The sequence below is a fragment of the uncultured Sphingomonas sp. genome, assembly GCF_964237335.1.
In the GTDB taxonomy this organism is placed as follows: domain Bacteria; phylum Pseudomonadota; class Alphaproteobacteria; order Sphingomonadales; family Sphingomonadaceae; genus Sphingomonas.
Map to the genome: position 1 here is coordinate 61947 of NZ_CAXSHM010000014.1, position 23156 is coordinate 85102.

The 23156-nt window shown below is 68.9% G+C and carries 23 protein-coding genes; 13 read left to right on the forward strand and 10 right to left on the reverse strand.

Annotated elements, in window-relative coordinates:
- Positions 1-40 precede the first annotated feature (40 nt).
- The 3 genes from fabG to fabD are packed head-to-tail and all read right to left on the reverse strand — an operon-like array spanning position 41 to position 2746.
- Entirely contained in the window at positions 41-793 is a 753-nt protein-coding gene (gene fabG, locus ACFE65_RS08980) for a 3-oxoacyl-[acyl-carrier-protein] reductase (RefSeq protein ID WP_375382016.1), read from the reverse strand.
- Between the two features lie 9 nt (positions 794-802).
- Positions 803-1771, reverse strand: a complete 969-nt coding sequence (locus tag ACFE65_RS08985) for a hypothetical protein (RefSeq protein ID WP_375382017.1) — start codon at positions 1769-1771, stop codon at positions 803-805.
- A gap of 15 nt (positions 1772-1786) precedes the next feature.
- The gene (fabD, locus tag ACFE65_RS08990) at positions 1787-2746 is read right to left on the reverse strand and encodes an ACP S-malonyltransferase (protein WP_375382018.1); all 960 of its coding nucleotides are present in this window, start codon (positions 2744-2746) and stop codon (positions 1787-1789) included.
- 209 nt (positions 2747-2955) lie between these two features.
- On the opposite strand from fabD, the gene rpsF reads away from it, so the two are divergent.
- The 4 genes from rpsF (at position 2956) to ACFE65_RS09010 (ending at position 5939) form a co-directional block, all read left to right on the forward strand.
- Positions 2956-3426 (forward strand): 30S ribosomal protein S6, encoded by a 471-nt coding sequence (gene rpsF / locus ACFE65_RS08995; protein WP_375382019.1) that lies wholly within the window; start codon positions 2956-2958, stop codon positions 3424-3426.
- Positions 3426-3650: a 30S ribosomal protein S18 gene (gene rpsR, locus ACFE65_RS09000; protein WP_007403456.1), complete on the forward strand. Its 225-nt coding sequence runs from the start codon at positions 3426-3428 to the stop codon at positions 3648-3650. The genes rpsF and rpsR overlap by 1 nt, the downstream gene beginning before the upstream one ends.
- A gap of 13 nt (positions 3651-3663) precedes the next feature.
- Complete coding sequence (gene rplI / locus ACFE65_RS09005) at positions 3664-4251, forward strand: 50S ribosomal protein L9 (RefSeq protein WP_375382020.1); 588 nt, start codon at positions 3664-3666, stop codon at positions 4249-4251.
- A gap of 209 nt (positions 4252-4460) precedes the next feature.
- A complete protein-coding gene (locus tag ACFE65_RS09010) occupies positions 4461-5939 on the forward strand; it encodes an AAA family ATPase (protein ID WP_375382021.1) in 1479 nt (492 codons plus the stop codon).
- Between the two features lie 97 nt (positions 5940-6036).
- On the opposite strand, the gene mutL is transcribed toward ACFE65_RS09010, so the two are convergent.
- Positions 6037-7836 carry a DNA mismatch repair endonuclease MutL gene (gene mutL / locus ACFE65_RS09015; protein ID WP_375382022.1) on the reverse strand — a complete coding sequence of 600 codons (1800 nt, stop codon included), beginning with the start codon at positions 7834-7836 and terminating at the stop codon, positions 6037-6039.
- A 145-nt stretch (positions 7837-7981) separates the two neighbouring features.
- Here mutL and ACFE65_RS09020 point away from each other — a divergent pair, with 145 nt between their 5' ends.
- Genes ACFE65_RS09020 through rodA form a run of 5 tightly spaced genes read left to right on the forward strand, consistent with a single transcriptional unit; the run spans position 7982 to position 13666 of the window.
- The gene (locus ACFE65_RS09020) at positions 7982-9025 is read left to right on the forward strand and encodes a rod shape-determining protein (protein ID WP_375382023.1); all 1044 of its coding nucleotides are present in this window, start codon (positions 7982-7984) and stop codon (positions 9023-9025) included.
- Between the two features lie 17 nt (positions 9026-9042).
- Positions 9043-9939: a rod shape-determining protein MreC gene (mreC, locus tag ACFE65_RS09025; RefSeq protein WP_375382024.1), complete on the forward strand. Its 897-nt coding sequence runs from the start codon at positions 9043-9045 to the stop codon at positions 9937-9939.
- Positions 9936-10448 carry a rod shape-determining protein MreD gene (mreD, locus tag ACFE65_RS09030; protein ID WP_375382025.1) on the forward strand — a complete coding sequence of 171 codons (513 nt, stop codon included), beginning with the start codon at positions 9936-9938 and terminating at the stop codon, positions 10446-10448. The genes mreC and mreD overlap by 4 nt, the downstream gene beginning before the upstream one ends.
- Positions 10445-12550 carry a penicillin-binding protein 2 gene (gene mrdA, locus ACFE65_RS09035; protein WP_375382026.1) on the forward strand — a complete coding sequence of 702 codons (2106 nt, stop codon included), beginning with the start codon at positions 10445-10447 and terminating at the stop codon, positions 12548-12550. Before mreD ends, mrdA begins: the two co-directional genes overlap by 4 nt.
- Positions 12551-13666, forward strand: a complete 1116-nt coding sequence (rodA, locus tag ACFE65_RS09040; protein ID WP_375382027.1) for a rod shape-determining protein RodA — start codon at positions 12551-12553, stop codon at positions 13664-13666.
- On the opposite strand, the gene ACFE65_RS09045 is transcribed toward rodA, so the two are convergent.
- Positions 13604-14026, reverse strand: coding sequence for a hypothetical protein (locus ACFE65_RS09045; RefSeq protein ID WP_375382028.1), 423 nt, complete (start codon positions 14024-14026; stop codon positions 13604-13606). The two genes, rodA and ACFE65_RS09045, sit on opposite strands and share 63 nt — an antisense overlap.
- A gap of 371 nt (positions 14027-14397) precedes the next feature.
- Here ACFE65_RS09045 and ACFE65_RS09050 point away from each other — a divergent pair, with 371 nt between their 5' ends.
- Positions 14398-14769, forward strand: a complete 372-nt coding sequence (locus ACFE65_RS09050; RefSeq protein ID WP_375382029.1) for a hypothetical protein — start codon at positions 14398-14400, stop codon at positions 14767-14769.
- Positions 14770-14891: 122 nt separating this feature from the next.
- Positions 14892-16934: a M13 family metallopeptidase gene (locus tag ACFE65_RS09055; protein ID WP_375382030.1), complete on the forward strand. Its 2043-nt coding sequence runs from the start codon at positions 14892-14894 to the stop codon at positions 16932-16934.
- On the opposite strand, the gene ACFE65_RS09060 is transcribed toward ACFE65_RS09055, so the two are convergent.
- Entirely contained in the window at positions 16922-18304 is a 1383-nt protein-coding gene (locus ACFE65_RS09060) for an APC family permease (RefSeq protein WP_375382031.1), read from the reverse strand. The two genes, ACFE65_RS09055 and ACFE65_RS09060, sit on opposite strands and share 13 nt — an antisense overlap.
- Before the next feature lie 102 nt (positions 18305-18406).
- Positions 18407-19348 (reverse strand): acetamidase/formamidase family protein, encoded by a 942-nt coding sequence (locus tag ACFE65_RS09065; RefSeq protein WP_375382032.1) that lies wholly within the window; start codon positions 19346-19348, stop codon positions 18407-18409.
- Between the two features lie 192 nt (positions 19349-19540).
- On the opposite strand from ACFE65_RS09065, the gene ACFE65_RS09070 reads away from it, so the two are divergent.
- On the forward strand, positions 19541-20623 hold the full coding sequence (locus tag ACFE65_RS09070) for an alpha/beta fold hydrolase (RefSeq protein WP_375382033.1): 1083 nt from the start codon (positions 19541-19543) through the stop codon (positions 20621-20623).
- Between the two features lie 68 nt (positions 20624-20691).
- Complete coding sequence (pcl, locus tag ACFE65_RS09075; RefSeq protein WP_375382034.1) at positions 20692-21897, forward strand: 4-coumarate--CoA ligase; 1206 nt, start codon at positions 20692-20694, stop codon at positions 21895-21897.
- Between the two features lie 5 nt (positions 21898-21902).
- Here pcl and ACFE65_RS09080 read toward each other — a convergent pair whose 3' ends face one another.
- Genes ACFE65_RS09080 through ACFE65_RS09090 form a run of 3 tightly spaced genes read right to left on the reverse strand, consistent with a single transcriptional unit; the run spans position 21903 to position 23029 of the window.
- Positions 21903-22424, reverse strand: a complete 522-nt coding sequence (locus ACFE65_RS09080) for a hypothetical protein (RefSeq protein WP_375382035.1) — start codon at positions 22422-22424, stop codon at positions 21903-21905.
- Between the two features lie 40 nt (positions 22425-22464).
- Positions 22465-22842 carry a hypothetical protein gene (locus ACFE65_RS09085; protein WP_375382036.1) on the reverse strand — a complete coding sequence of 126 codons (378 nt, stop codon included), beginning with the start codon at positions 22840-22842 and terminating at the stop codon, positions 22465-22467.
- Between the two features lie 28 nt (positions 22843-22870).
- On the reverse strand, positions 22871-23029 hold the full coding sequence (locus tag ACFE65_RS09090) for a hypothetical protein (RefSeq protein ID WP_375382037.1): 159 nt from the start codon (positions 23027-23029) through the stop codon (positions 22871-22873).
- Between the last annotated feature and the right edge of the window lie 127 nt (positions 23030-23156).

Here is a 23156-nt window from a genome sequence, read left to right on the forward strand (position 1 = left end):
CGAAGGCTGGCAAGCGTCACTTGGGGATCATCGCCCGCGCTCAAATCATCGCCATGCCGCCGTTGACGTGGATCGTCTGGCCGGTGACGTAGCCGGCCTCGCGGCTGGCGAGATAAGCGACGGCGGCGCCGATGTCCTCCCCGGTGCCGAGGTCCCCGATCGGGATGCGCGTCGTGAGCGCCGCCTTCTGCGCCTCGGGCAGCCCGTCGGTCATCGCCGAGCGGATGAAGCCGGGAGCGACGCAGTTGACGGTGATCCCGCGGCTGGCGAGCTCCTGCGCCAGCGCCTTGCTCATGCCGACGAGTCCGGCCTTGGAGGCGGCGTAGTTGGCCTGGCCCGGATTGCCGGTCTGTCCCACCACCGACGTGATCGACACGATCCGCCCGAACCGCTGCTTCATCATCGGGCGCGCGGCGGCGCGGATCAGGCGGAAGGCGGCTTCGAGGTTCACGCGGATGACCGTGTCCCACTCCTCGTCCTTCATCCGCATTGCGAGATTGTCGCGCGTGACGCCGGCGTTGTTGACGAGGATGTCGAGCCGCCCTCCCAGCGCCGCCACGGCTCGAGGCACCAGCGCGTCCACCGCCGAAGCATCGGATAGGTCGCAGACGAGCGCCTGCATATCGCCGCCCATCTCCGCTTGGATCTCCGCACGGAACGCCTCCAGCTTGTCAGGATTGGACCCGGACATCGCGAGCCGCGCGCCCTGCCCCACCAGCGCGCGCGATATCGCGGAACCGATGCCCCCGCTCGCACCGGTTACGAGCGCTGTCATGTCTGAAAGGTCAAACATCTTGAAGTCCTAATGGGGCTTGAAGCCGATCGTGTGCGCGTCGGCGTCGAAGAGGATGGAGAAACGGTAGTAAGGCGCGGTCCCCAGGAACAGGCGGGGAGAGGCGGCATCGGGACGCTGCTCGAAGCTCAAGTGGCTTCCCTGATCGCGCCGTTCCGTCGCGACCTGCCACGCCACCGCCGACTTGCCCGATCCGATCTGGATCGTGGCGGTGGTTCCGGGTGGCACGGGCGCGTGACCCGTCCCCTGAACGACACGCAGGCCCGGCGCGCCTGAGTCGATGGTGGCCGGGCCGCAGATCGTGCCGACCGGTCGTTCGCCGCCGATGCAGCCGGGCAGCGAGTTGTCGTCGCTGTCGAAGCGCATGGCACGATAGCCGACGGTCTCTGCTGCGGTCGGGTTGAGGATGATGCGGCCCGCTCCAGTGTGGCCCGGTACCGGCAGTTCGACGATCCAGCGCCCCACGCCGGTCGCCTCGAACGCGTTGGGCTGGTGCGATGGGCGCAGGTTGACGCCCAGGATCGCGGCAAACCCCTCGTTGGGCAGGCCGTTGCCCTGGATCCCGAACGTCGCCGGATCATCGTTGCGGGACGCTGGACAGTGGGACCGGCTCGCGATGCACGACAGATGCTCGACACGCTGGATGCGAACCGCGGTCGGCGCTCCGTCGCCGAACGCGACCGGCACCTCGACTTCCGGGCCGTTCAACACCGTGCCCGACCCATAGCTGTAGTGGACGGCGGCTCCCCCGGCCCGCGCGTCCACGGGCAAGGCGCGCGCCATCACCCGCAGCCCGGTCGATCCGGTATCCAGCCCCGCCTCTACCTCGCGCCCCGCGATCCGCATCGGCACGCCGAAGCGCGGGGTTCCGTCGGACAGCATGACGAGACGCACCGGCAACTCGACCCGGTCCGTAGTTGGCGGTGCCGCTCCCCCAGCCGGCAGTGCGGCAACGATGGCAAGAGCTGCGCGATTCATGGACCAATCCTCCCGTCACAGCGTCTTGGCAAACGCCTCGACCTCCGCCGGCGAGACGATGCTGATCGCCGCCAGATCGGGCGCCGTCCGCTTCACCATCGGGGCGAGCACCTTGCCGCCGAACTCCACCACTTGGGTCACGCCCGCCGCCTGCATCGCCAGCACGCTCTCGCGCCAGCGGACGATGCCGGTCACCTGCGCGACCAGCGCGACGCGGATCGCGCCGGGATCGGCGATCGCCACCGCATCGACGTTGCAGAACAGCGGCACCAGCGGCGCGGACAGATCGGTGTCGAGCAGCGCCGCCTCCATCGCGGTGGCGGCGTCGATCATCAGCGGGCAATGGAACGGCGCGGACACGGGCAGCAGCAGCGCGCGCTTGGCGCCCATCTCCTTCGCCAGCGCCACCGCGCGCTCGATCGCCGCGCGATGCCCGGAGATCACGACCTGGCCGGGATCATTGTCGTTCGCGACGGTGCAGACGAGCGGGGGTCCGCGCTCCGCCAGGATCGAATCGACGGCTGCGCCCGCGATCGTCTCCGCCCTGTCGCGGTCGACGCCCAGCAGCGCCGCCATCGCCCCCTCGCCGACCGGCACCGCTGCCTGCATCGCTTGGCCCCGCAGCCGCAGGAGGCGCGCGGTGGTGGGCAGGTCGAACGTGCCCGCCGCGCACAATGCCGTATATTCGCCCAGGCTGTGGCCGGCGACATAGTCCGCCTTGGCCGCGAGCCGCACGCCGCCGTCCTTCTCAAGCATCCGGAGCGTGGCGATCGCATTGGCCATGATCGCGGGTTGCGCATTCTGCGTCAGCGTCAGCTCGTCCGCCGGACCATCCGCCATCAGTCGCGACAGGTTCTGGCCGAGCGCCTCGTCGACCTCCTGAAACACCTCACGCGCGGCGGCGCTCGCATCGGCGATGGCGACGCCCATGCCGACCGCCTGGCTACCCTGCCCCGGAAACACGAACGCGCGCATCGATCATCCTCTTGCCCGGCCTCATCGCCTGTCGGCGGCGGGGTAGGCGAAACGGCGTGCCCGCGCCACGGTTGCGTTTCGGGTGTCGATCGGCCATAGCCGCCTCATCGGGCGGACGGCCGGCATGGTCGCCTGCCCGTTTCATTCGAACGACAGTCGGAGGGGCGTCGCATGGTGCGGCGTCAGCGATCGGCAGGAGAACAGAAGGCATGGCTCTGTACGAGCACGTGTTCCTTGCGCGCCAGGATCTGGCACAGGCGCAAGTGGACGCACTGGCGGAAACCGCCACCAAGATCATCCAGGACAACAAGGGCAGGGTCGTGAAGACCGAGACCTGGGGCCTGCGTTCGCTTGCGTATCGCATCGCGAAGAACCGCAAGGCGCATTACGTGATGCTCGAGATCGACGCGCCCGCGGGCGTGGTCGCCGAGCTGGAGCGCCAAACGCAGATCAACGAGGACATCATCCGCTTCATGACCGTCAAGGTCGACGAGCTGGAAGCCGGCCCGACGGTGATGATGCGCAAGCAGGAGCGTGACCGCGAACGTCGCGGCGAGCGCGACCGTGATGGTCGCGGTGGCGGCGATCGGGATCGTGGCGACCGGGGTGATCGTGGTGGCGAGCGCGGTGACCGGGGCGACCGCCCCCCCCGCCGTGATCGCGAAGAGGAGGCCGCATAATGGCTCGTCCGTTTTTCCGTCGTCGCAAGTCGTGCCCGTTCAGCGCCAAGGATGCGCCCCGGATCGATTACAAGGACGTCCGGTTGCTCCAGGGCTTCGTGTCCGAACGCGGCAAGATCGTTCCCTCGCGCATCACCAGCGTGAGCGCGAAGAAGCAGCGCGAGCTGGCGCAGGCGATCAAGCGCGCCCGCCATCTGGGCCTGCTGCCCTACGTCGTTAAGTAAGGAGTCCGCAGACATGGACGTCATTCTGCTTGAGCGCGTCGAAAAGCTCGGCGCCATCGGCGACGTGGTGAAGGTGAAGGACGGGTTCGCCCGCAACTTCCTCCTCCCCAACAAGAAGGCGATGCGCGCCAACGAGGCGAACCGGAAGGTCTTCGAGGCCAACCGCGCCCGCATCGAAAGCGACAATGCCAACCGCCGCGGCGAGGCCGAGACGGAGGCAAAGACCTTCAAGGACGCGTCGGTGACGCTGATCCGCCAGGCGTCGAACACCGGCCAGCTCTACGGCTCGGTCGCGGTGCGCGACCTGGTCGACGCGCTGGTCGCCGACGGCCACAAGGTGCCCAAGGCGGCGATCGTGCTCGACAAGCCGATCAAGGCGATCGGGCTGTACGAGGTGAAAGTGTCGCTGCACCCCGAGGTGGCGGTGACCGTCAAGGTCAACGTCGCCCGCTCGCCCGAAGAGGCCGAGATGCAGGCATCGGGCGTCGACGTCATGGCGTCGATGTACGAGCGCGACGAGGCGGGTTTCGTCGAGGCGTATGATCCCAACGCGGAGCCTGGTGCGACCGCCGAAGCGGATGCAGGTCCGGCGCAGGGCTGAGCCGGGTTTTCCAATTGTGTAAAGGCCGTCCGGAGCGATCCGGGCGGCCTTTTCGTTTGTCCAGGCGGACACACAAAGCCGTCACCCCAGCGAACGCTGGGGTCGCTGCGTCAGGAGGTACTCTCACTCGAAGCGATCCCAGCTTGCGCTGGGATGACGGCAGACTTCCCGCTTGCCCCTGCCCGCTCCCGTTCGGCAAAGGCTGCTCCATGACCACCGCGATCGACATGGGAACCGCGACATCCGGCAAGGCCGCGACGATGGACCTGGAGGAACTGCTGGCCAGCCGGCTGCTGGTGCAGGGCAATTCGGGATCGGGCAAATCGCATCTGCTGCGCCGGCTGCTCGAACAGAGCGCAGGTAGCGTGCAGCAGGTCGTCATCGATCCCGAGGGCGACTTCGTCACGCTTGCCGAGCGCTTCGGCCACCTCGTCATCGACGCCGCCGACTATAGCGAGGCCGAGGCCGCGAGCATCGCCGCGCGCGTCCGGGCGCAGCGCGCGTCGGTCGTCCTCAACCTCGAACAGCTTGAGGTCTACGCGCAGCTTCGCTGTGCGGGCGTGTTCCTGAACCGGCTGTTCGACGCGCCGCGCGAGCATTGGCACCCGGTGCTGGTGGTGGTGGACGAGGCGCAGCTCTTCGCGCCCGCCGCCGCCGGCGACGTGGGCGAGGAGGCGCGGCGGGTGTCGCTGGGCGCGATGACCAACCTGATGTGCCGCGGGCGCAAGCGCGGCCTAGCCGGCGTGATCGCGACGCAGCGGCTGGCCAAGCTCGCCAAGAACGTGGCGGCGGAGGCGTCCAACTTCCTGATGGGACGCACCTTCCTCGACATCGACATGGCGCGCGCAGCCGACCTGCTAGGCATGGAGCGGCGGCAGGCGGAGCAGATCCGCGACCTCGCGCGCGGCCAGTTCCTGGCGCTCGGCCCGGCGCTGGCTAGGCGGCCGCTGCTGGTCACGATCGGCGCGGTGGAGACCGGCAGCCGTGGCGCCGGCCCCGCGCTCCGTCCGCTGCCCGCGTTCAGCCAGGGCGACCGTGACCGGTTCCTGTCGGATGCGGTGTCCGACACGACCGTCGCGGTGTCGGGCCCAGTCGCGACGCGTCAACCTGTCGAGCAGTTGCTCGCCCGACTGGACGAGGAGACGGCCGAGCCACCACCGACGGCGGCCGCCGACCTGTTCGAGGCCGCCGCGCTCGATCCCGCCCCGATCATTACCGCGGTGCTGCGCGACATCGTCGAGGACGAGGAGCTTGGCCACCGCGCGCCCGGCGCACTGCAGCAGGACTTCGCCGCCCGCTGCCGGATGCGCGGCCTGACCCAATCGCCGCTCGGCCCCGAGGCGTTCGGCAGGGCGCTGGCCGCGGCCCGTGCCGGGCTCTACCCCACCGACATGGACGAGCCGGGCTGGCAGGCGGCGCTTCGTGTCGCCGCCGATGTGCCCGGAGACATGCTCGGCGTGTTCCTGCTCCTCGCCCACGCTGCGCGCGAGGAGGCGCCCTGTCCGTCCGACGCGGAGATCGCGCGCGTGTACGGCACCCAGTCGCCCCGGCGGGCGCGCCGGCTAATGGAGTATCTGGAAGGGCGCCACGTCATCGCGATGCGGACTGACCTGCGCGGCCGGCGATCGGTGGCGATCCCGTCGCTGGGTTGGACTAGCGCGGCGGAGGAGGTAGGGGTTGCGGCGTAGGGCCGGTCGTTGCGAGGAGCGCAGCGACGCGGCAACCCGGGGTTCGCGCGTGCCGCTCTGGATTGCTTCGCTACGCTCGCAACAACGCGATGACGGGTCATCGCCCGAACAGCTTCTCCACGTCGCCCAGCGCCAGCTTCACCCAGGTCGGGCGGCCGTGGTTGCACTGGCCCGAGTGCGGCGTCCGCTCCATCTCGCGCAGCAGCGCGTTCATCTCCGCGACCGACAATACGCGGCCGGCGCGGACGGAGCCGTGGCAGGCGATGGTGCCCGCGATCCGGTCGAGCTTGTCGGGCAGCGTCAGTGCGGTGTCGAACGCGGCCAGCTCATCCGCCAGGTCCTGAAGCAGCGGGGCGACCTCCGCGGTGCCGAGCGGCGCGGGCGTCGCGCGGACCAGCATCGCACGCGCGCCGAACCGCTCGATCTCCAGCCCCATGGCGGCAAGCTCGGTCGCGCGCTCCTCCAGCCGGTCGCACGCCGGCTCGTCCAGCTCGACCACCTCGGGCAGCAGCAGCGCCTGTGCCGCGACCCGGCCGCCGGCCGCCGCCGCGCGTAGCCGTTCGAGCACCAGCCGCTCGTGCGCGGCATGCTGATCGACCAGGATCAGCCCTTCGGTATTTTCGGCGACGATATAGGTCTGGGCCACCTGCCCGCGCGCGACGCCGAGCGGGAAGTCGACGGTCGCAGGCGGGGCGGCGTCGGCGGGTTCGGCGCGGGCCTGCGGTGGGGGAGCGAAGAAGGTTGCGCGCCGCTCCCTCAGCACGCTCCCTGTCACCCCCGCATAGGCGGGGGCCCAGCTCCCGTCGGACGGATCGAGCACGCCGTTTGTGGGAGATGGGTCCCCGCTTTCGCGGGGATGACGGACATGCTCGGAAGTCCACCCAGCCGTCGCCGGCGCGCGATCGGCGACGCGGTGTCCCGCCTCGTCGATCGCGCGCCTCAGCCCCGAGACGACCAGCCCGCGCACCAGCGCCGGTTCGCGGAACCGCACCTCCGTCTTGGCGGGATGGACGTTGACGTCCACCTCGCCGGGCGGCACGTCGAGGAACAGCGCGACGACCGCATGCCGGCCTTGCGGCATCATCTCGGCATAGGCGCCGCGGATCGCGCCCAGCAGCAGCCGGTCCTTCACCGGCCGGCCGTTGACGAATAGATATTGATGATCGGGAACACCGCGATGGAAGGTCGGCAGCCCGGCGACGCCGCCGAGCGACCACCCCTCGCGCACGACCTCCACCACCACCGAATTAGCCGCGAGCGCGCGATCGACCAGCGCCGCTACCCGTCCGGGCCGATCCTCGTTACCCGGCACGCCCAGCACGCGGCGTCCGTCATGCTCGACCGCGAACGCGACGTCCGGCCGCGCCATCGCCAGACGCCGGACGACGTCGAGGCAGGCGGCGTACTCGGCGCGCGGGCTGCGCAGGAACTTGCGGCGCGCGGGCACCCGGGCGAATAGCGCCTCCACCAGGACGCGCGTGCCCGGCGGGAGCGCCGCCGGGCCCTCTTGGGCGAGCGTGCCGTTGTCGACCACCCGCCGCCAGCCGTCGGCGCCCGGCGTGCGGCTCTCCAGCGTCAGCCGGGCGACCGACGCGATCGACGGCAGCGCCTCGCCGCGGAAGCCCAGGGTGGCGACTTCCTCGATCGCCTCATCCGGAAGCTTGGACGTAGCGTGGCGTTCCAGCGCCAACGCCATGTCGGCCGGCGTCATCCCGCAGCCGTCGTCCGCGACCTCGATGCGCGCGAGCCCGCCGTCGGCGAGCACGACGCCGATCCGGCCGGCGCCCGCGTCGATCGCGTTCTCGACCAGCTCCTTCAACGCGCTGGCGGGTCTTTCCACCACTTCACCGGCGGCGATGCGGTTGACCAGATGCTCCGGGAGGCGGCGTATTGACACGTCGGTTGCCCTAGCCCAAGCGAAGGCATCCCGCGACCCCTCGCCAGCGCTACCATCGACACCGGCTAGGCTGGCGGGCGACGGCAGCGGGTGAAGCAGAACAACGCCCCCCCTCTTCCGGCCGGGGCGCAACGGACGGGGCCCGATGATCTTCTCGCGTTTGTTCAAGTTCATGTCGCACGACATGGCGATCGACCTCGGCACCGCGAACACGGTGGTGTACGTCCGTGGTCGCGGCATCGTGCTCAACGAGCCGTCGGTGGTGGCGGTGGAGACGATCAATGGCGTCAAGCGCGTCAAGGCGGTGGGTGAGGACGCCAAGCTGATGATGGGCAAGACGCCCGGGAGCATCGAGGCGATCCGGCCGCTGCGTGACGGTGTGATCGCCGACATCGACGTCGCTGAGCAGATGATCAAGCACTTCATCCACAAGGTGCATGGCGGCAAGGCGCGGCCGTGGCGCTTCCCGGAGATCGTGATCTGCGTGCCGTCGGGCTCGACGAAGGTCGAGCGCCGCGCGATCCGGGACGCCGCCTCCAACGCGGGCGCGAGCCAGGTCTGGCTGATCGAGGAGCCGATGGCGGCCGCGATTGGCGCGGACATGCCGGTGACGGAGCCGATCGGCAGCATGGTGGTCGACATCGGCGGCGGCACGACGGAGGTCGCGGTGCTGTCGCTGCGCGGGCTCGCCTACACCACCTCGGTACGCGTGGGCGGCGACAAGATGGACGAGGCGATCGTCTCCTATGTCCGCCGCAACCACAATCTGCTGATCGGCGAGGCGACCGCCGAGCGGATCAAGCAGGAGGTCGGCATCGCGCGCCCGCCCCATGACGGCATCGGCGTCATCATCCACGTCAAGGGACGTGATCTCGTGAACGGCGTGCCCAAGGAAATCCAGATCAACCAGGGCCAGATCGCCGAGGCATTGTCCGAACCGGTCGCGACGATCGTCGAGGGCGTCCGCGTGGCCTTGGAGAACACCGCGCCGGAGCTTGCCGCCGACATCGTCGACCAAGGCATCGTCCTGACGGGCGGCGGCGCGCTTCTGGAAGGGCTGGACGAGGTGCTGCGCGACGAGACCGGCCTGCCCGTGTCGGTTGCGGAGGATCCGTTGACCTGCGTGGCGCTCGGCACTGGGCGAGCGCTCGAGGACCCGATGTATCGCGGCGTGTTGATGAGCGGTTGATCCGAAAGGATTAGGCAATGGCCCGGTCGCCGGACCGGCGTCCGGGCTTCTCGCGGCGGGCGCAGACTTCCCAATTCATCGGCTATGTCGTCGCGATCGCGGGTGCGATCGTCGGCGCGGCGCTGCTCGTCATGTCGCGATACGATCCGCCCACGTTCCGGGCGCTGCGATCGGGCGCGGCGGAGCTGACCGTCCCGATCTCGACCGCGCTGGGCAGCGCCAACGGCGCGCTGGCGGCGGTGCCCGACGCGATCGGCGGCTGGTTCCGGCTGCACGGCGAGAACGAGCGGATGCGGGCCGAGCTCGTCACGACCGGACGGCTGCTGACCCGTGCGCGTGTCCTCGGCCACGAGAACGCGCGGCTGCGGCGGCTGCTCGCGCTGCGTGACGGCGCGACCGATGCGGTGGTGACGGCGCGCCTGGTCAGTTCCACCGCCGGCAGCACGCGTCGGTTCGGCCTCCTCAACGCGGGCTTCCTCCAGGGCGTGCGCGAAGGACAGCCGGTCGAAGGTCCGGACGGGCTGGTCGGCCGGGTGGTGGAGGTGGGGCCGGACAGCGCGCGGGTGCTGCTGCTGATCGACGCCGAGAGCCTGATCCCCGTGCAGCGCGCGGGCGACGGGCTGCCCGGCATCGTCGCGGGACGCGGCGACGCGCTGGTGGATATCCGCGCGGTCAACCCCGCGGCGGGCGAGGTGCGGCCCGGCGACCTGTTCGTCACGTCCGGCATCGGGGGCATCTATGCGCCCGGCGTCCCGGTGACACGGGTCGTTCGTCGCTCCGGCGACGGTGGCCTCGGCCGTCCGCTCGCCGAGCCCGATACGCTGGACGTCGCGATCGTCCGCCATGCCTTCCTGCCGCCACCCCCTCCGGCACGCAACGCGGTCCCTCCCGTCCTGCGGCGTGGCAAGCCATGACGCTCGCGCCCCGCAAGCCTTTCTCTGCCGGCCTGGCGCCCGGGCGCGCCCGGCTGGTGCCGCCGGTAACGGTCGTGGCGGGGTCGCTCGTCACCGTCTGGCCGACGATCAGCTATGGCCCGCTGCTGCCGCCCGCCGGCCTGCTGATGCTGCTGGCCTGGAGGCTGTTGGCGCCGGGCAGCCTGCGCATCTGGGCGCCGGCCGTCCTCGGCTTCGTCGACGATCTGGTCAGCGGCCAGCCATTGGGCAGCGCGGTGATGCTGTGGACACTGGCGGCGCTGGCGACGGAGGCGGTGGGCGCGCGGGCGATCTTCCGCTCGTTCCGGCAGGACTGGATCGTCGCGGCGCTCGCGACGGCGGCGGTGATCGTCGCGGGCCGGCTGATCGCGGTGCCGCTCGGCGCGCGCGTCGATCTCATGCTATCGGCGCAGATCGTGGCCGCCGTCCTCCTCTTCCCCGCTGCCGCACGACTGTGCGGCTGGATCGACCATCGGCGGCATCCGGCATGAAGCTGCCCTTCGCTGGCGGGCCGCCGCGGCTGGTTACAGAGGCGCAACAAAGCTTCACCTTCAGCCGCCGCGCGCTGGTGCTGGGCGGCGTACAGGGCGCCGTCGCGATAGGGCTCGCGACGCGCATGGGCTGGCTCGCGATCGCCGAGAACCAGCATTACGACAAATTGTCCGAGAGCAACCGGGTCAACAACGCGCTGGTGCCCCCGCGCCGCGGCTGGATCGTCGATCGTTATGGCCAGCCGATCGCCAACAACCGGACCGATTTCCGCGTCGACCTGATCCCGGACCTGCTCGAGGAGCCGGACCGGGTGCTCGACCTGCTGCGCCGGCTGCTGGCGCTGACCGATGACGACATGGTGCGGATCGCCGCCGACCTGAAGCGCGCGGCCGGGTTCCAGCCGGTCGCCGTCAAGGACAAGCTGGATTGGGAGCGGTTCGCCGCGGTCAACGTCCGGCTGCCGGAGCTGCCCGGCGTCGCGCCGACGCGTGGCTTCGCGCGCAACTATCCGGGCGGTGCCGCGGTCGCGCACCTGACGGGCTATGTCGGCACCGCCAATGCCGAACAGTTCCGCAAGACGCACGACCAGTTGCTCGTCACCCCCGGGTTCAAGCTCGGCAAGGACGGGCTGGAGAAGATGCTGGAGCCGGAACTGCGCGGCACCGCGGGCGCGCGGCGGGTGGAGGTGACCGCGCACGGCCGCCTCGTGCGCACGCTCGCCACCCGTTCGGGCACGCCGGGTGAGACGCAACGCCTGACCATCGATGCGGGGCTGCAGGATTATACGGCGCGCAGGCTCGGCACCAACTCCGGGTCGGCGGTGGTGATGGACTGCCGGACCGGCGAGATCCTGGCGATGGTATCGATGCCCGCCTACGATCCCAACAGCTTTTCCGACGGGATCAGCCACCTCGAGTGGAAGATGCTGTCGGATGACGACCATGTTCCGCTGATGAACAAGGTGACGCAGGGGCTTTATCCGCCCGGCTCGACCGTCAAGCCGATGAACGCGCTCGCGCTGCAACTCGCGGGCGTCGATCCGGAGGCCAGCATCCATTGTTCCGGCGCGCTGAAGGTCGGAACGGGCACCTTCCATTGCTACAAGAAGGGCGGTCATGGCTCGGTCAACATGCGCCGCGCGATCGCGCAGAGCTGCGACATCTATTTCTACGAGATGGCGCGCCGCATCGGCTACGATCGGATCGCGCCCGTCGCACGCAGTGTCGGGCTCGGGCAGAGGTTCGCGCTGCCCTTGTCCACCCAGCGTTACGGCACGGTGCCCGACAGCGCTTGGAAGCGGCGCAAATACAAGGACGGCTGGACGGTCGCGGACTCGCTCAACGCGTCGATCGGCCAGGGCTATGTGCTCGCCAACCCGCTGCAGCTCGCGGTCATGGCATCGCGGATCGCATCGGGCCTTGCGGTGGAGCCCAGCCTGCTGGCCTCACACGTTCATCACGACCCATCGCCGCTCCCCTATCCTGCCGAGCATCTCGCGGTGGTACATCAAGGCATGCAGATGGTTGTGAGCGGCGCGGGCACCGCGGGCTGGGCGGCGATGCAGGTGCCTGGCGTGACCATGGCGGCCAAGACTGGCTCCGCTCAGGTGCGCCGCATCACGATGGCGGAGCGCAGTCACGGCGTGCTCAAGAACGCCTCCCTGCCATTCAAGCTGCGGGACCATGCGCTGTTCGTCTGCTTCGCGCCCGCGGACAACCCGCGCTACGCCGCCGGGATCGTGCTGGAGCATGGCGCGCATCTCATCCGCAACCTCGACACGCCGGGGATCGGCCGCGACATCATGACCTATATGTTCGACCGCGATCGCGCGATGAAGACGCTGGCCGCCATCGAGCCGACCTGGGGCGGTGACATCGCGACCCGCATGACCAAGGAAGCAGACGCCTATCGCGCCGCCGCGACCGCACCGCCGCCCGCGCAGGCGGTGGTGACCGAAGCCAACGTGCCCGCGCCCACCGACGCGCCGGCGGTGGAGGCCGCGACCGCCGCCGCCAATGCAAGCCAGGCCGCGACCGACGCGGCGGTCGCCAACGGCCAAGGGCCGGCCTCCACCACCGGCTCGCCCGAGGACGATCACTAGATGGCACGTGCCTCCGTCGTGCCTGCCGGCATCGCCCGCCTGCCCTGGGGCGTGCTGGGCCTGACGCTGGCGATCGGCAGTTTCGGGCTGGTGGTGCTCTACTCGGCCGCGGGTGGGCGGATGCATCCCTGGGCCTTGTCGCAGGGCATCCGCTTCGTCGTCTTCCTGATCGCCGCCACCTTCGTGTCGCGGGTGCCCGAGCGGACGTGGCGTAGCGGGGCGCTGCCGGCCTATGGCGTGCTGGTGGTGCTGCTCGTCGTCGTCGAGGCGCTCGGCAGGGTCAGCGGCGGCAGCCAGCGGTGGATCAGCCTGGGGTTCTTCAACCTCCAGCCGTCGGAGTTGATGAAGCCTGCGATCGTACTGGCGATTGCGCGCTTCTACGACATGCTGCCGCCCAGCCGCACGCGCGTCCTCGCGTCGCTGCTGCCCGCCGGGCTGCTGATCGGCGTCCCTGCGGCGCTCATCATGCTGCAGCCTGATCTGGGCACGGCGTTGATGGTGTCGGCGGGCGGGGTGACGATCATGTTCCTAGCGGGCGTGCCGCTGCGGCTGTTCGGCGCGGCGGCGATCGCGATGCCGATCGTCGGCACGCTCGCGTTCAAGTTCGCGCTGCACGATTATCAGCGCAACCGCATCCTGATCTTCCTCAATCCCGAGAGCGACCCGCGGCATGCGGGCTATCACATTACCCAGTCGAAGATCGCGATCGGATCGGGCGGCTTCTGGGGCAAGGGGTTCCTCAACGGCTCGCAGAGCCATCTCGACTATCTGCCGGAGAGGCATACCGACTTTGCGCTGGCGACGATGATGGAGGAATGGGGGTTCGTCGGCGGCTGCCTGCTGATCCTCGGGTTCATGCTGATCGTCCGCTGGGGCATCCGCGTCGGGCAACGCGCGCAGACGCGGTTCGCGCGACTGGCGGCGGCGGGGCTGGCGACGACAATCTTCTTCTACTTCGCGATCAACATGGCGATGGTGATGGGGCTGGCGCCCGTCGTCGGCGTGCCGCTGCCGCTCATCAGCTTCGGCGGGTCGGCGCAGATGACGGTTCTGCTATGCATCGGCATCCTGATGTCGCTCGACCGCGAAGGAAGCCGGCGAAACGACAGCTGGTGACGTGCGGCCAAGCGGCCCTCGCCCTCGTGCCAGCCACACGATCCCCAAAGCGACCGCGATCGCGGCCGTATCGGTGATCCAGTCCATTATGTCGCAATCGCGGTGGAGCGCCGGGATTGACTGGAGCACCTCGATCAGCGCGCCGACGAACGACAATCGCTCGCCGATCCGCGGCAGCCGAGCGTCGGGCCAGCCGCCGGCCGCCAGCACGCTCAGCACGACGAAGGCGAGCGAGTGTTGCACCTTGTCGTTGAGCCCCGCCATGCCCGGCGGGTGCGGCACCAGCGCCATGACGAGCGCCAAGACCAGTGCCCCCACGAACAGCACGCGGATCAAGCGCGCATGACGACGAAAATGCATGTCGGAGGCTCCGGTCGAAGAAGATGGCGGCGAGCGCCCATAGCGTACAAACACGAATATGCTGACAAGTCGCTACGCGACGAACCGCCCGGTAAGTTTGGCCTGCATAGACACGGATCAATCCGCGCGATCCCAAGGCTCCTAACGTTCAATCGGCTGGCTAGGGGAGCGGTAAGGCCGGCGGATGACGGCGCCGCCTGTTTCAAGAAGCCCGCCAAGTGATTTTATGGCTCTGGCTCAAGAAATCTCCGCGGCACCGAGGCTGCGCTGTCAATCGGTCGATCGAACCGGCGTTATAACGATTGCCCCAGCCCTTCAAACGAACGGCGCGGCTTCCGGATGAAGAAGCCTAAACTGACAGGAACAGCTCCATGAACCGCTTTTCGTTCCCGCTGTGCGCCACGCTCGCCGCCTTTTCGCTGTCCGCCTGCGCAGGCGACTATGGCGTCAATGGTGTCGGCTACGGTGCCGGTCCCTATGCGTACGAGGGTTTTTACGACGACAGCTACGGCCCGATCTACGACGGTTATTGGGGCGATGACGGCGGCTTCTATTACCGGAACGGCGAACACGATCGACGCTTTCGTCGCGGCGACCCGGCGCATTTCAGCCGATCGGGCGCTCCCGGCACCAATTTTCATCCGATGCGCGGCACGATGACGCCGGGCCGCGGGATGCGGATGCCTCATTTCAGCGGCGGGCGAGGAGGCGCCGGGCAGGCTGGACACGCCGGTCATCGTTGATGCCGATCGGGTTGCGATCGGGCCGGTCAGCCCAAGGCACAACGCGACCGGTCATGGCGCCTGCTGGCGTGGCGTCCGGAGGATGGCTAGGAACCCGCTGACAGCCCAGTGAAGGTATCCCGATGCGTGTTGCCCCGAAGCCTGTCCTCCTCGCCCTGCTCGCCAGCGTGGCGGCGACCGCGCTCGCTCAGGACGCCGGCCCATCGTCGGGCGTCGACAAGAGCGCGATCGACGCGAGCGTCGCGCCGGGCGACGACTTCGATCGCCATGCCAACGGGACATGGCGCTCGACGGCGGTGATCCCCGCCGATCGCTCTTCGACGGGTGTCGGCTACGATGTCTTCAAGGTCGCGGAAGCGCGCAACGCAGCGATCATCAAGGGCGCGGCGCAGGCAGGCGGTGACGGGCCCAAGCTCGCGGCCTATTACGCCGCCTATCGCGACGTCGCCGGCATCGAGGCGCGTGGCCTGTCGCCGCTCCAGCCTGAGCTCGCGGTGATCGCGGCGATCGCCGACCGCCGCGCGCTGTCGGCGGCGCTGGGCGCGACGATGCGGGCGGACACCGATCCGCTCAACGATTCGAACTACCATACCGAGAACCTGTTCGGCCTGTTCGTCACGCAGGGCCTCAACCGACCCACGGTGACGGTGCCCTATCTGATACAGGGCGGCCTGGGCCTGCCGGATCGCGACTATTACCTCTCCGCCAAGCCCGAGATGGCGCAGTTGCGGGCAAGTTACCGGACCTATGTCGCCCGGCTGCTCACGCTCGCCGGCATGAGCGATGCCGAGGCGCGGGCGGACCGGATCGTGGCGCTGGAAATGAAGATCGCCGCCGCCCACGCGTCGATCGAGGACAGCCAGGACGCGCACAAGGCCGACAACACGTGGAAGCGCGGGGACTTCGCTGCAAAGGCACCGGGCCTCGACTGGGACGCCTATTGGGCCGCCGCCGGCCTGCCTCGACAGCAGGATTTCATGATCTGGCAGCCGGGCGCGATCACCGGCCTGTCGGCGCTTGCCGCCAGCGAGCCATTACAGGCCTGGCGCGACTGGCTGGCGTTCCACCGGATCAACCAGCTTGCCGGCGTGCTGCCCCGCGCGATCGACGATGCGCATTTCGACTTCTACGGCCGGACGCTGGGTGGCGTGCCGCAGCAGCAGGACCGGGACAGGCGCGCCATCTCCGCCGTGAACGACGGCCTCGGTGACGCGGTGGGGCGGATCTACGCCGCCCGCTACTTCCCCGCCTCGTCGCGCGCCGAGATCCAGACGATCGTGCGTGGTCTCGTCACCGCGTTCGATACTCGGCTGGCCAGGCTCGACTGGCTCGCCCCCGCGACCCGCGCCGAAGCTCGGCGCAAGCTCGCCGTGCTGCACGTCGGCGTCGGCTATCCGGACCGGTGGCGCGACTATGCCGGCCTCGGGGTGCGGGCGGACGATGCGCTCGGCAACGTCGAGCGCGCGCGGCTGTTCGAATACCGGCATCAGATCGCCAAGATCGGGCAGCCGGTCGATCGCGACGAATGGTGGATGACGCCGCAGACGGTCAACGCGGTCAACCTGCCGCTCCAGAACGCGCTCAACTTCCCGGCCGCGATCCTGGAGACGCCGTATTTTAATCCGCGGTTCGACGCCGCCGCCGATTATGGCGCGATCGGCGCCATCATCGGCCACGAGATCAGTCACAGCTTCGACAATCTTGGCGCGGACTTCGACTCCACTGGCCGGCTGCACAATTGGTGGACGCCGGCCGACCATCGGCACTTCGATGCCGCCGGCCGCGCCCTCGTCGCGCAATATGACGCGTACGAGGCGCTGCCTGGCCTGCACCTGAAGGGCCTCCAGGAGTTAGGCGAGAACATTGCCGATACCGCCGGGCTGACGGCGGCGTACGAGGCCTACCACGCCTCGCTCGGCGGCCGTCCGGCGCCGGTGATCGACGGGCTGACGGGCGACCAGCGCTTCTTCCTCGCCTTCGCGCAGAGCTGGCGGGAGAAGATGCGCGACAAGAGCCTGCGCGCGCAGATCGCGACCGACGTCCACGCGCCCGCGATGTGGCGGGTGCAGACGGTGCGGAACCTCGACGGCTGGTATGCGGCGTTCGGCGTGAAGCCGGGCCAGTCGCTATACCTCGCGCCAGACCGGCGGGTTCACGTCTGGTGAGGTGCCGGCGCCTCGTTCGTGGCGTCAAGGTCGCGTCGACCAGTTGAGGCCGGCACGCGCCTTCGGGCCCGCAACTCCTTCCATCCGAAGCTGACCAGGATCAGCGCGCCCAGCACAAGCAGGCTCGGCCGTCCGGCGTCGGGATCGAGCCAGTCGGCCACGCTCAGCCCGATCGTGACGACGATCGCGAGGATCGGGATCGCCGGGTGCAGCCATGTGCGGTGGTGCAGGCCCGTACGGCCCCGCCGCCGCCCGACGAGCACCGCCAGCCCCAGAAGCAGGAACTCCAGGATCAGCTGGTTGGAACACAGCACCAGCAGCACCCGCTCGCCCAACGCCATCAGCACGGCGGCGGCGGCGCACAGCGCCAGCGTCGCGATCACCGGCGAGCCGAACCGCGGGTCGAGCCGCGCCAGCCGGCGGGCGACCGGTGCCGGCCACAGTCCGTCCCGCGCGGTTGCGTAGAACAATCGGCCATAGCCCATGATCGTCGCGACAATCGCGTTGAAGACGGCCAGCAGCACGCCCGCGCTGACGACCGCCGCCACCACCGGACCGCCCGTCTCGCGCAGCACCGCGGCCACTGGCGCCTCGTCGGCCAGCACCGCGCGCAGGTCCGGCGCCGCGAGCAGCGCCACGATCAGCGGCCCGGCGATCAGCAGCGCGGCGAGCGGGCTGATGATCGTGATGACCCGCCCGATCCGGCGTTCGGCGTCCGTCATCTCCTCGGCGAAATACAGCGCCCAATTCGCGCCCGCGCAGGTGAACACCGACGCGACGGTCGCGAGTGCGATCATCGACAGCGGCGTGGGGGCGAGCGTCCCGCCCGCCAGCATCAGCGGATGCGCGACCGCCGTACCGAGCGACCGCGCCGGATGAAACAGCGCCACCCCGGTCAGCGCCGCTAACGCCGCAAGCTCAACGGCCAGGAAAAGCCCGGTGATCGCCGCGCCCGTCCGGATGCTGAGCACCGCGAGCCCTGCGGCGGCGGCGACGCACGCAAGCGCGACGGGCACCTCCGGCAGCGCCGGGGCGAGCACGCGGACATAGTCGGCGAACCCCAGCAGGCTGAACGCCAGCGTCGTCGGGGCCGACACCAGCATCATCACGACATAGGGGTAGGACAGACGCGGGCCCAATATCGCGGTGAAGCTGGGATAGACGCCGCCCGCATCCGGGAACGCCGCGCCGACTTCGGCATACAGGAGCCCGACGATCGCCGCGAGCGCGCCGCCGATCAGCAGCGCCGGCACCGCGCCCGTGCCGGCCAGGCGGATGATCCCGGCGCCGAACAGATAAACGGACACGACCGGAGACAGCGCGGAGAAGGACAGGAACATGATGCCGACCGGGCCAAGCGCCCGCGTCAAGCCAGCCGATCCATCGCTCGTCATCGGCTGCGCATCCCCATCGGCATCACTGCAGGCTAGCGATCGTGCCGCAGTGCGCAATGGCTCATCGGAGAGCCGCGGTCAGGCGAACACGAGCCGCGGAAGGTAGAAGGACACGACCCAATTGGGCAGGTCGACGATCTCGCTGATCCTCAGGTCCCCGCACACCGAGCATAGCATGTAGGCGTCGACCGCGCTCATCCCATGATCGCGGACCAGCAGGTCGATCATGCGCGCGACCGCGTCGCGGGCGGCCGTCATAAGGTCCGGGCCGATGCCGGTGGTCGCCTCGTACCCCGCGCCGTCGAGGTGGCGCGTCACCGGGCCCGGCGTGGTGAAGCGCGGCGTCGCGAACCCGGCACCCTTCACGAGGTCGAGCGTCACCTCCAGCGCCATCGGGCTTTCGATGGCGGTGCCGCAGACCTCCCCGTCACCCTGCGCCGCGTGCGTGTCGCCGATCGAGAACAGCCCGCCTGCGACCTCCACCGGTAGGTAGAGGATCGTGCCCGTCGTCAGATCGCGGATATCGAGGTTGCCGCCCACGCGGCGCGGCGGGACGACGGAGTGGAGGCCCGGCTCGGCCGGCGCGAGGCCGATCGTCCCGGCGAACGGCTTGAGCGGGACGCGCGCGATCGTGGAGAAGGCGGCCGGCGTCATGCCGGCGCGATCGTACGACCACAGCTTCAGCGCGGGCTCGGCGAACTGGTCGGCGAGCAGACCGAAGCCCGGGATGTTTGCGGTCCAGCCGAACCCGGACGGCTGGAACTCGCCGATCGTGACCTTGATGGCGTCACCCGGCTCGGCGCCGTCGACGAATACCGGCCCGACGACCGGGTTGATGCGGCCGAAATCCAGCCGTTCGACGTCCGTCACGGAGCTGGCGGCGGTGAGTTGTCCATCCGACGAGTCCGGACAGTCGATCGCGATGCGGCTGCCGGGTGCGACCGTCATCACCGGCGGGATCGCATTGTTCCAGCCGATATGATGCTGGTGCGCGTGGATGGTGTGACCTGGGTGCGACATCGGGGCTCCGTCCTGCTGACGCACGATAGCGGAGCACGGCTCCAAAGTCAGGCCCGGGATGCGGGCGGTGGGTGACCAGGCTGACGACCGACACTCGGGCCATGGTTCTACCACGGACTGCCGGCATCGTTCGACGGGTGCGCACGCGCTTGCTACCGGCTATGGCCGGATCGTACACGGGAGGGCGGGCCGATGTTTCGATTTCTGATGGCGATGTTCATGATAGTATCCACCCTCGCGACGCCTGCGTTTGCCGCGGACGGCGATCGACGCGCCTTCTTCATCAAGCAGTTCAAGCTGGAGAACGGAACGGTCCTGCCCGAGGCCAGGGTCATGTACGCGACCTACGGCACGCTGAACGCCGCGCGGGACAACGCCATCCTCCTGCCGTCGCATTACATGGCCGATTCGCACGGCTATGAATGGCTGATCGGGCCCGGCAAGGCGCTGGATCCCGCGAAGTATTTCCTCGTCGCGACCGAGTTGTTCGGGAACGGCAAATCCTCGTCGCCGAGCAACACGCCCGCGCCGTTCGACGGTCCGCGATTCCCCGTGACCAGCATCCGGGACAACGTCGACGCGGTGCATCGCCTGCTGGGCGAGGCGCTGGGCGTCCATCACCTGCGCGCGATCATCGGCTTTTCGATGGGCGGGGAGCAGGCGTTCCAATGGGCGGTCACCTACCCCGCGTTCATGGACCGGATCGTCGTCACCTCCGCCACCGCCAAGACATGGCCGCACGGGATCGTGCGGCTCGAAAGCCAGATCATCGCGATCCAGAGCGACCCGGTCTTCAACGGCGGCGATTACAAGGAGCCGCCGCGCAAAGGGCTGCAGACGTTCGGCGCGATCTGGGCGGGCTGGTTGTTCTCGCAAGGCTGGTGGCGCGAGGAGCTCTGGCGGCCCGGCTCGCCGCCGGGCTCGACGTTCCGCACCGTCTTCGACGGGCTGTACAAGGATTTCATCCCCGGCGCGGACGCCAACGACCTGATCCTGCAGATGCGCACCTGGGAAGGACATGACATCGGCACCACACCCGGCTTCGGCGGCGACGTCAAGAAGGCGCTCGCGTCGATCAAGGTGCCGGTCCTCTACATGCCGTCGGCGACCGATCTGTACTTCCCCGTCGACGATGCGCGGTTCGAAGCGGGGTTCATCCCGCATGTCACGTTGCTGCCGATCCCCTCGCTATGGGGCCATACCGCAGGCGCCGCGAGCAATCCCGCCGACGCCAAGTTCCTGAACGATCACATCGGCGCGTTCGTGCGGCCCTAGCTGATCGGGCCGTTGGCGGCGTTGTCCGATTCAACAAGCCGTTAACCCTCCCGAGTTAAAACGGAGGCATGAGCACCTTCACCGACCGCACTTCGCGCCTGCCATTCTCTCGCGCCGCGATCGTGCGGCTGGTGAGCGATCTGCTGGCAGCCGAACTGGGCCGGTCGCGCGGGCGCTCGTCGGCGATGCTGGGCAGGTCGGGCTGGGACGCGTCGACCAGCCTGGACGAGGCGGGGCTTGATCTCGACAGCCTCGAACGCTTGGACGCGAGCGCCGCGCTGAATGAGTTCTTCCACCTGCACGAATATGGCGCGGAGGATCATCTGCTCACCCTGCCGCGGCTGGGCGACTGGTGCGATCTGGTGGCCGAGTCGCTGTCTAAGGGTGGCACCCACCTGACGTTCCGGACGTCGGGATCGACGGGGGCAGCCAAGCGATGCACCCATCCGATCGCTGATCTCGCGGCCGAGATGGAAGGCTGGGTCGACATCCTGGGCCCGATCCGGCGGATCGTTTCGCTCGTGCCCTCCCATCACATCTATGGGACGCTGTTCACCGCGATGTTGCCCGACCATTTGGGCGTCGAGCTGCTCCGGGCGCACGACAATGTCGCGCTGCTGAGACGCGCCGGGCCGGGCACGCTGGTCGTCGCCACGCCGACGATGTGGAGCCACGTCGCACGGACATGCCCTACATTTCCCACCGGCATGACAGGGATAAGCTCCACCGCGCCGATGCCGCCCGCGCTCGCCGGCCAGTTGGCGGCGCAGGGGCTCGACAGGCTGGTCGAGATCTATGGCGCGAGCGAGATCGGAGGCATTGGCTTCCGCACCGCCCCCGGCGATCCGTTCGTCCTGCTCGATCGCTGGCGGCGGCTGAGCGACGATGCGGTCGTGCGCGATGGCGCGGACGGACCCGTCCGGCAGGAGCTGATGGATCGAAGCGCCTGGATCGACGCACGGCGCTTCCACCTGAACGGTCGGCTCGACGGCGCGGTGCAGGTGGGCGGGACCAACGTCTTCCCGTCGCTGGTCCGCGAGACGCTGCTGGCGCACGCTGGGGTCGCCGACGCCGCCGTCAGGATAGAGCCGGTGAGCGGCCGGCTCAAGGCGTTCATCATCCCGAAGCCGGACGTCAGCGGCGATACGCTGCTCGGCCAGGTGGACGGCTGGTGTGGACAACGGCTACGCGACGTCGAACGCCCGCGCCGCTTCACGCTGGGGCACGAGCTGCCACGCGACCCGATGGGCAAGCTGGCGGACTGGCCCGTCTAGCGCCGTCAGTCCGGAAGCGCGGTGAGCAGCGCGCCGACGGTGACATGATAATGATCGGCGATGCGCTGGAGCTCGGCCCGAACCTCGATCGCGCGCAACGTCAGCGCCGCCGCCGACTGGGACGTCGCATCATATCGGACCGGCGGCAGGTCGCACGACGGATCGTAATGTTCGAGATAGTTCTGAACCGCGTCCATCGCGTCATGCTCGGTGACGCGGAAAAGATCGGTCGCCTCCGCACCCTTTCCGAACAGGCGGATATCGGAGATGTAGGTGCCAAGCACGGTGCGGTAGACGTTGATCTCGTACCAATAGGGCAGCACCTGGTCGATACCGCAGACCGTGCCCAGGATCTGACCGTTGAATGCGAAAGAGCGCTGGCCGGTGCGTTTCAGCACGTGCATGGGCGCGATCCGCTCTTCCAGTTCGCGCAGGCGCTCGACCTGGACGGGAGGCGGAGGCGCAACTGGCGGCGGAACGGGTGCCTCGACCGGTTCCGGAACTTGGTACAGCATCACGCTCGGCATGGGGATCTCCAGGGTGCTGGGCAGGTGGTCGGACGGCCGGTCACATCACGTTGCGGGCGCGACGACCGATCAAGGCGCGGAAATCGTCCAGGCTCTGCTTGAGCTGGAGCTCCCGCTCACTGGCGGACACCACGAGACGCGCAAGCGACCGGGTCTGCTCGTGAAGCGAGGACTGCTGCAGTTGGTTCGCGTTGGCCAGAAAGGTGAGATCGTGAACGATCGCGCGCAATTGGCGTTCGCGCTCGCCGCCTTCCGCGATCAGTCGGGAGACCGCATTATACTGTTGCTGGAGTTCGTCACGGTCGTGAACGACAACCACGTCGTCGATGATCCCGTCCGCCATCGACATCATCGCCAGCTCCTCGGGCGAGAAAAGGTCGGTGTCGGCCATGTCGCCTTCTATCTTCGTGTCCTTCATATCTCGTCTCCGCAACAATGGCTCGCGATCAGACGCGCTTGATGAAAATCCAAATGCCCTGCGACGCCTTGGCCGATTTCATATGGATGCGGACGTTCATGGGAGTGAGTTTATAGTCGAAATGATAATCGAACATGGTGTTGACCTCACCATCGCCGACCGCCTTGAAGAAGTGGTTGTAGAACACCTGCCCCTTCGCGCACGGCGCGATGTCGTTGAAGAAGTTCTTGCCGACGACGTCTTCGGGTCGGCGTCCGCTGAGTAATTACTCACCCCCCCCGGTTGTGGGCGGGACGTCAGACGGCGAGGGTAGC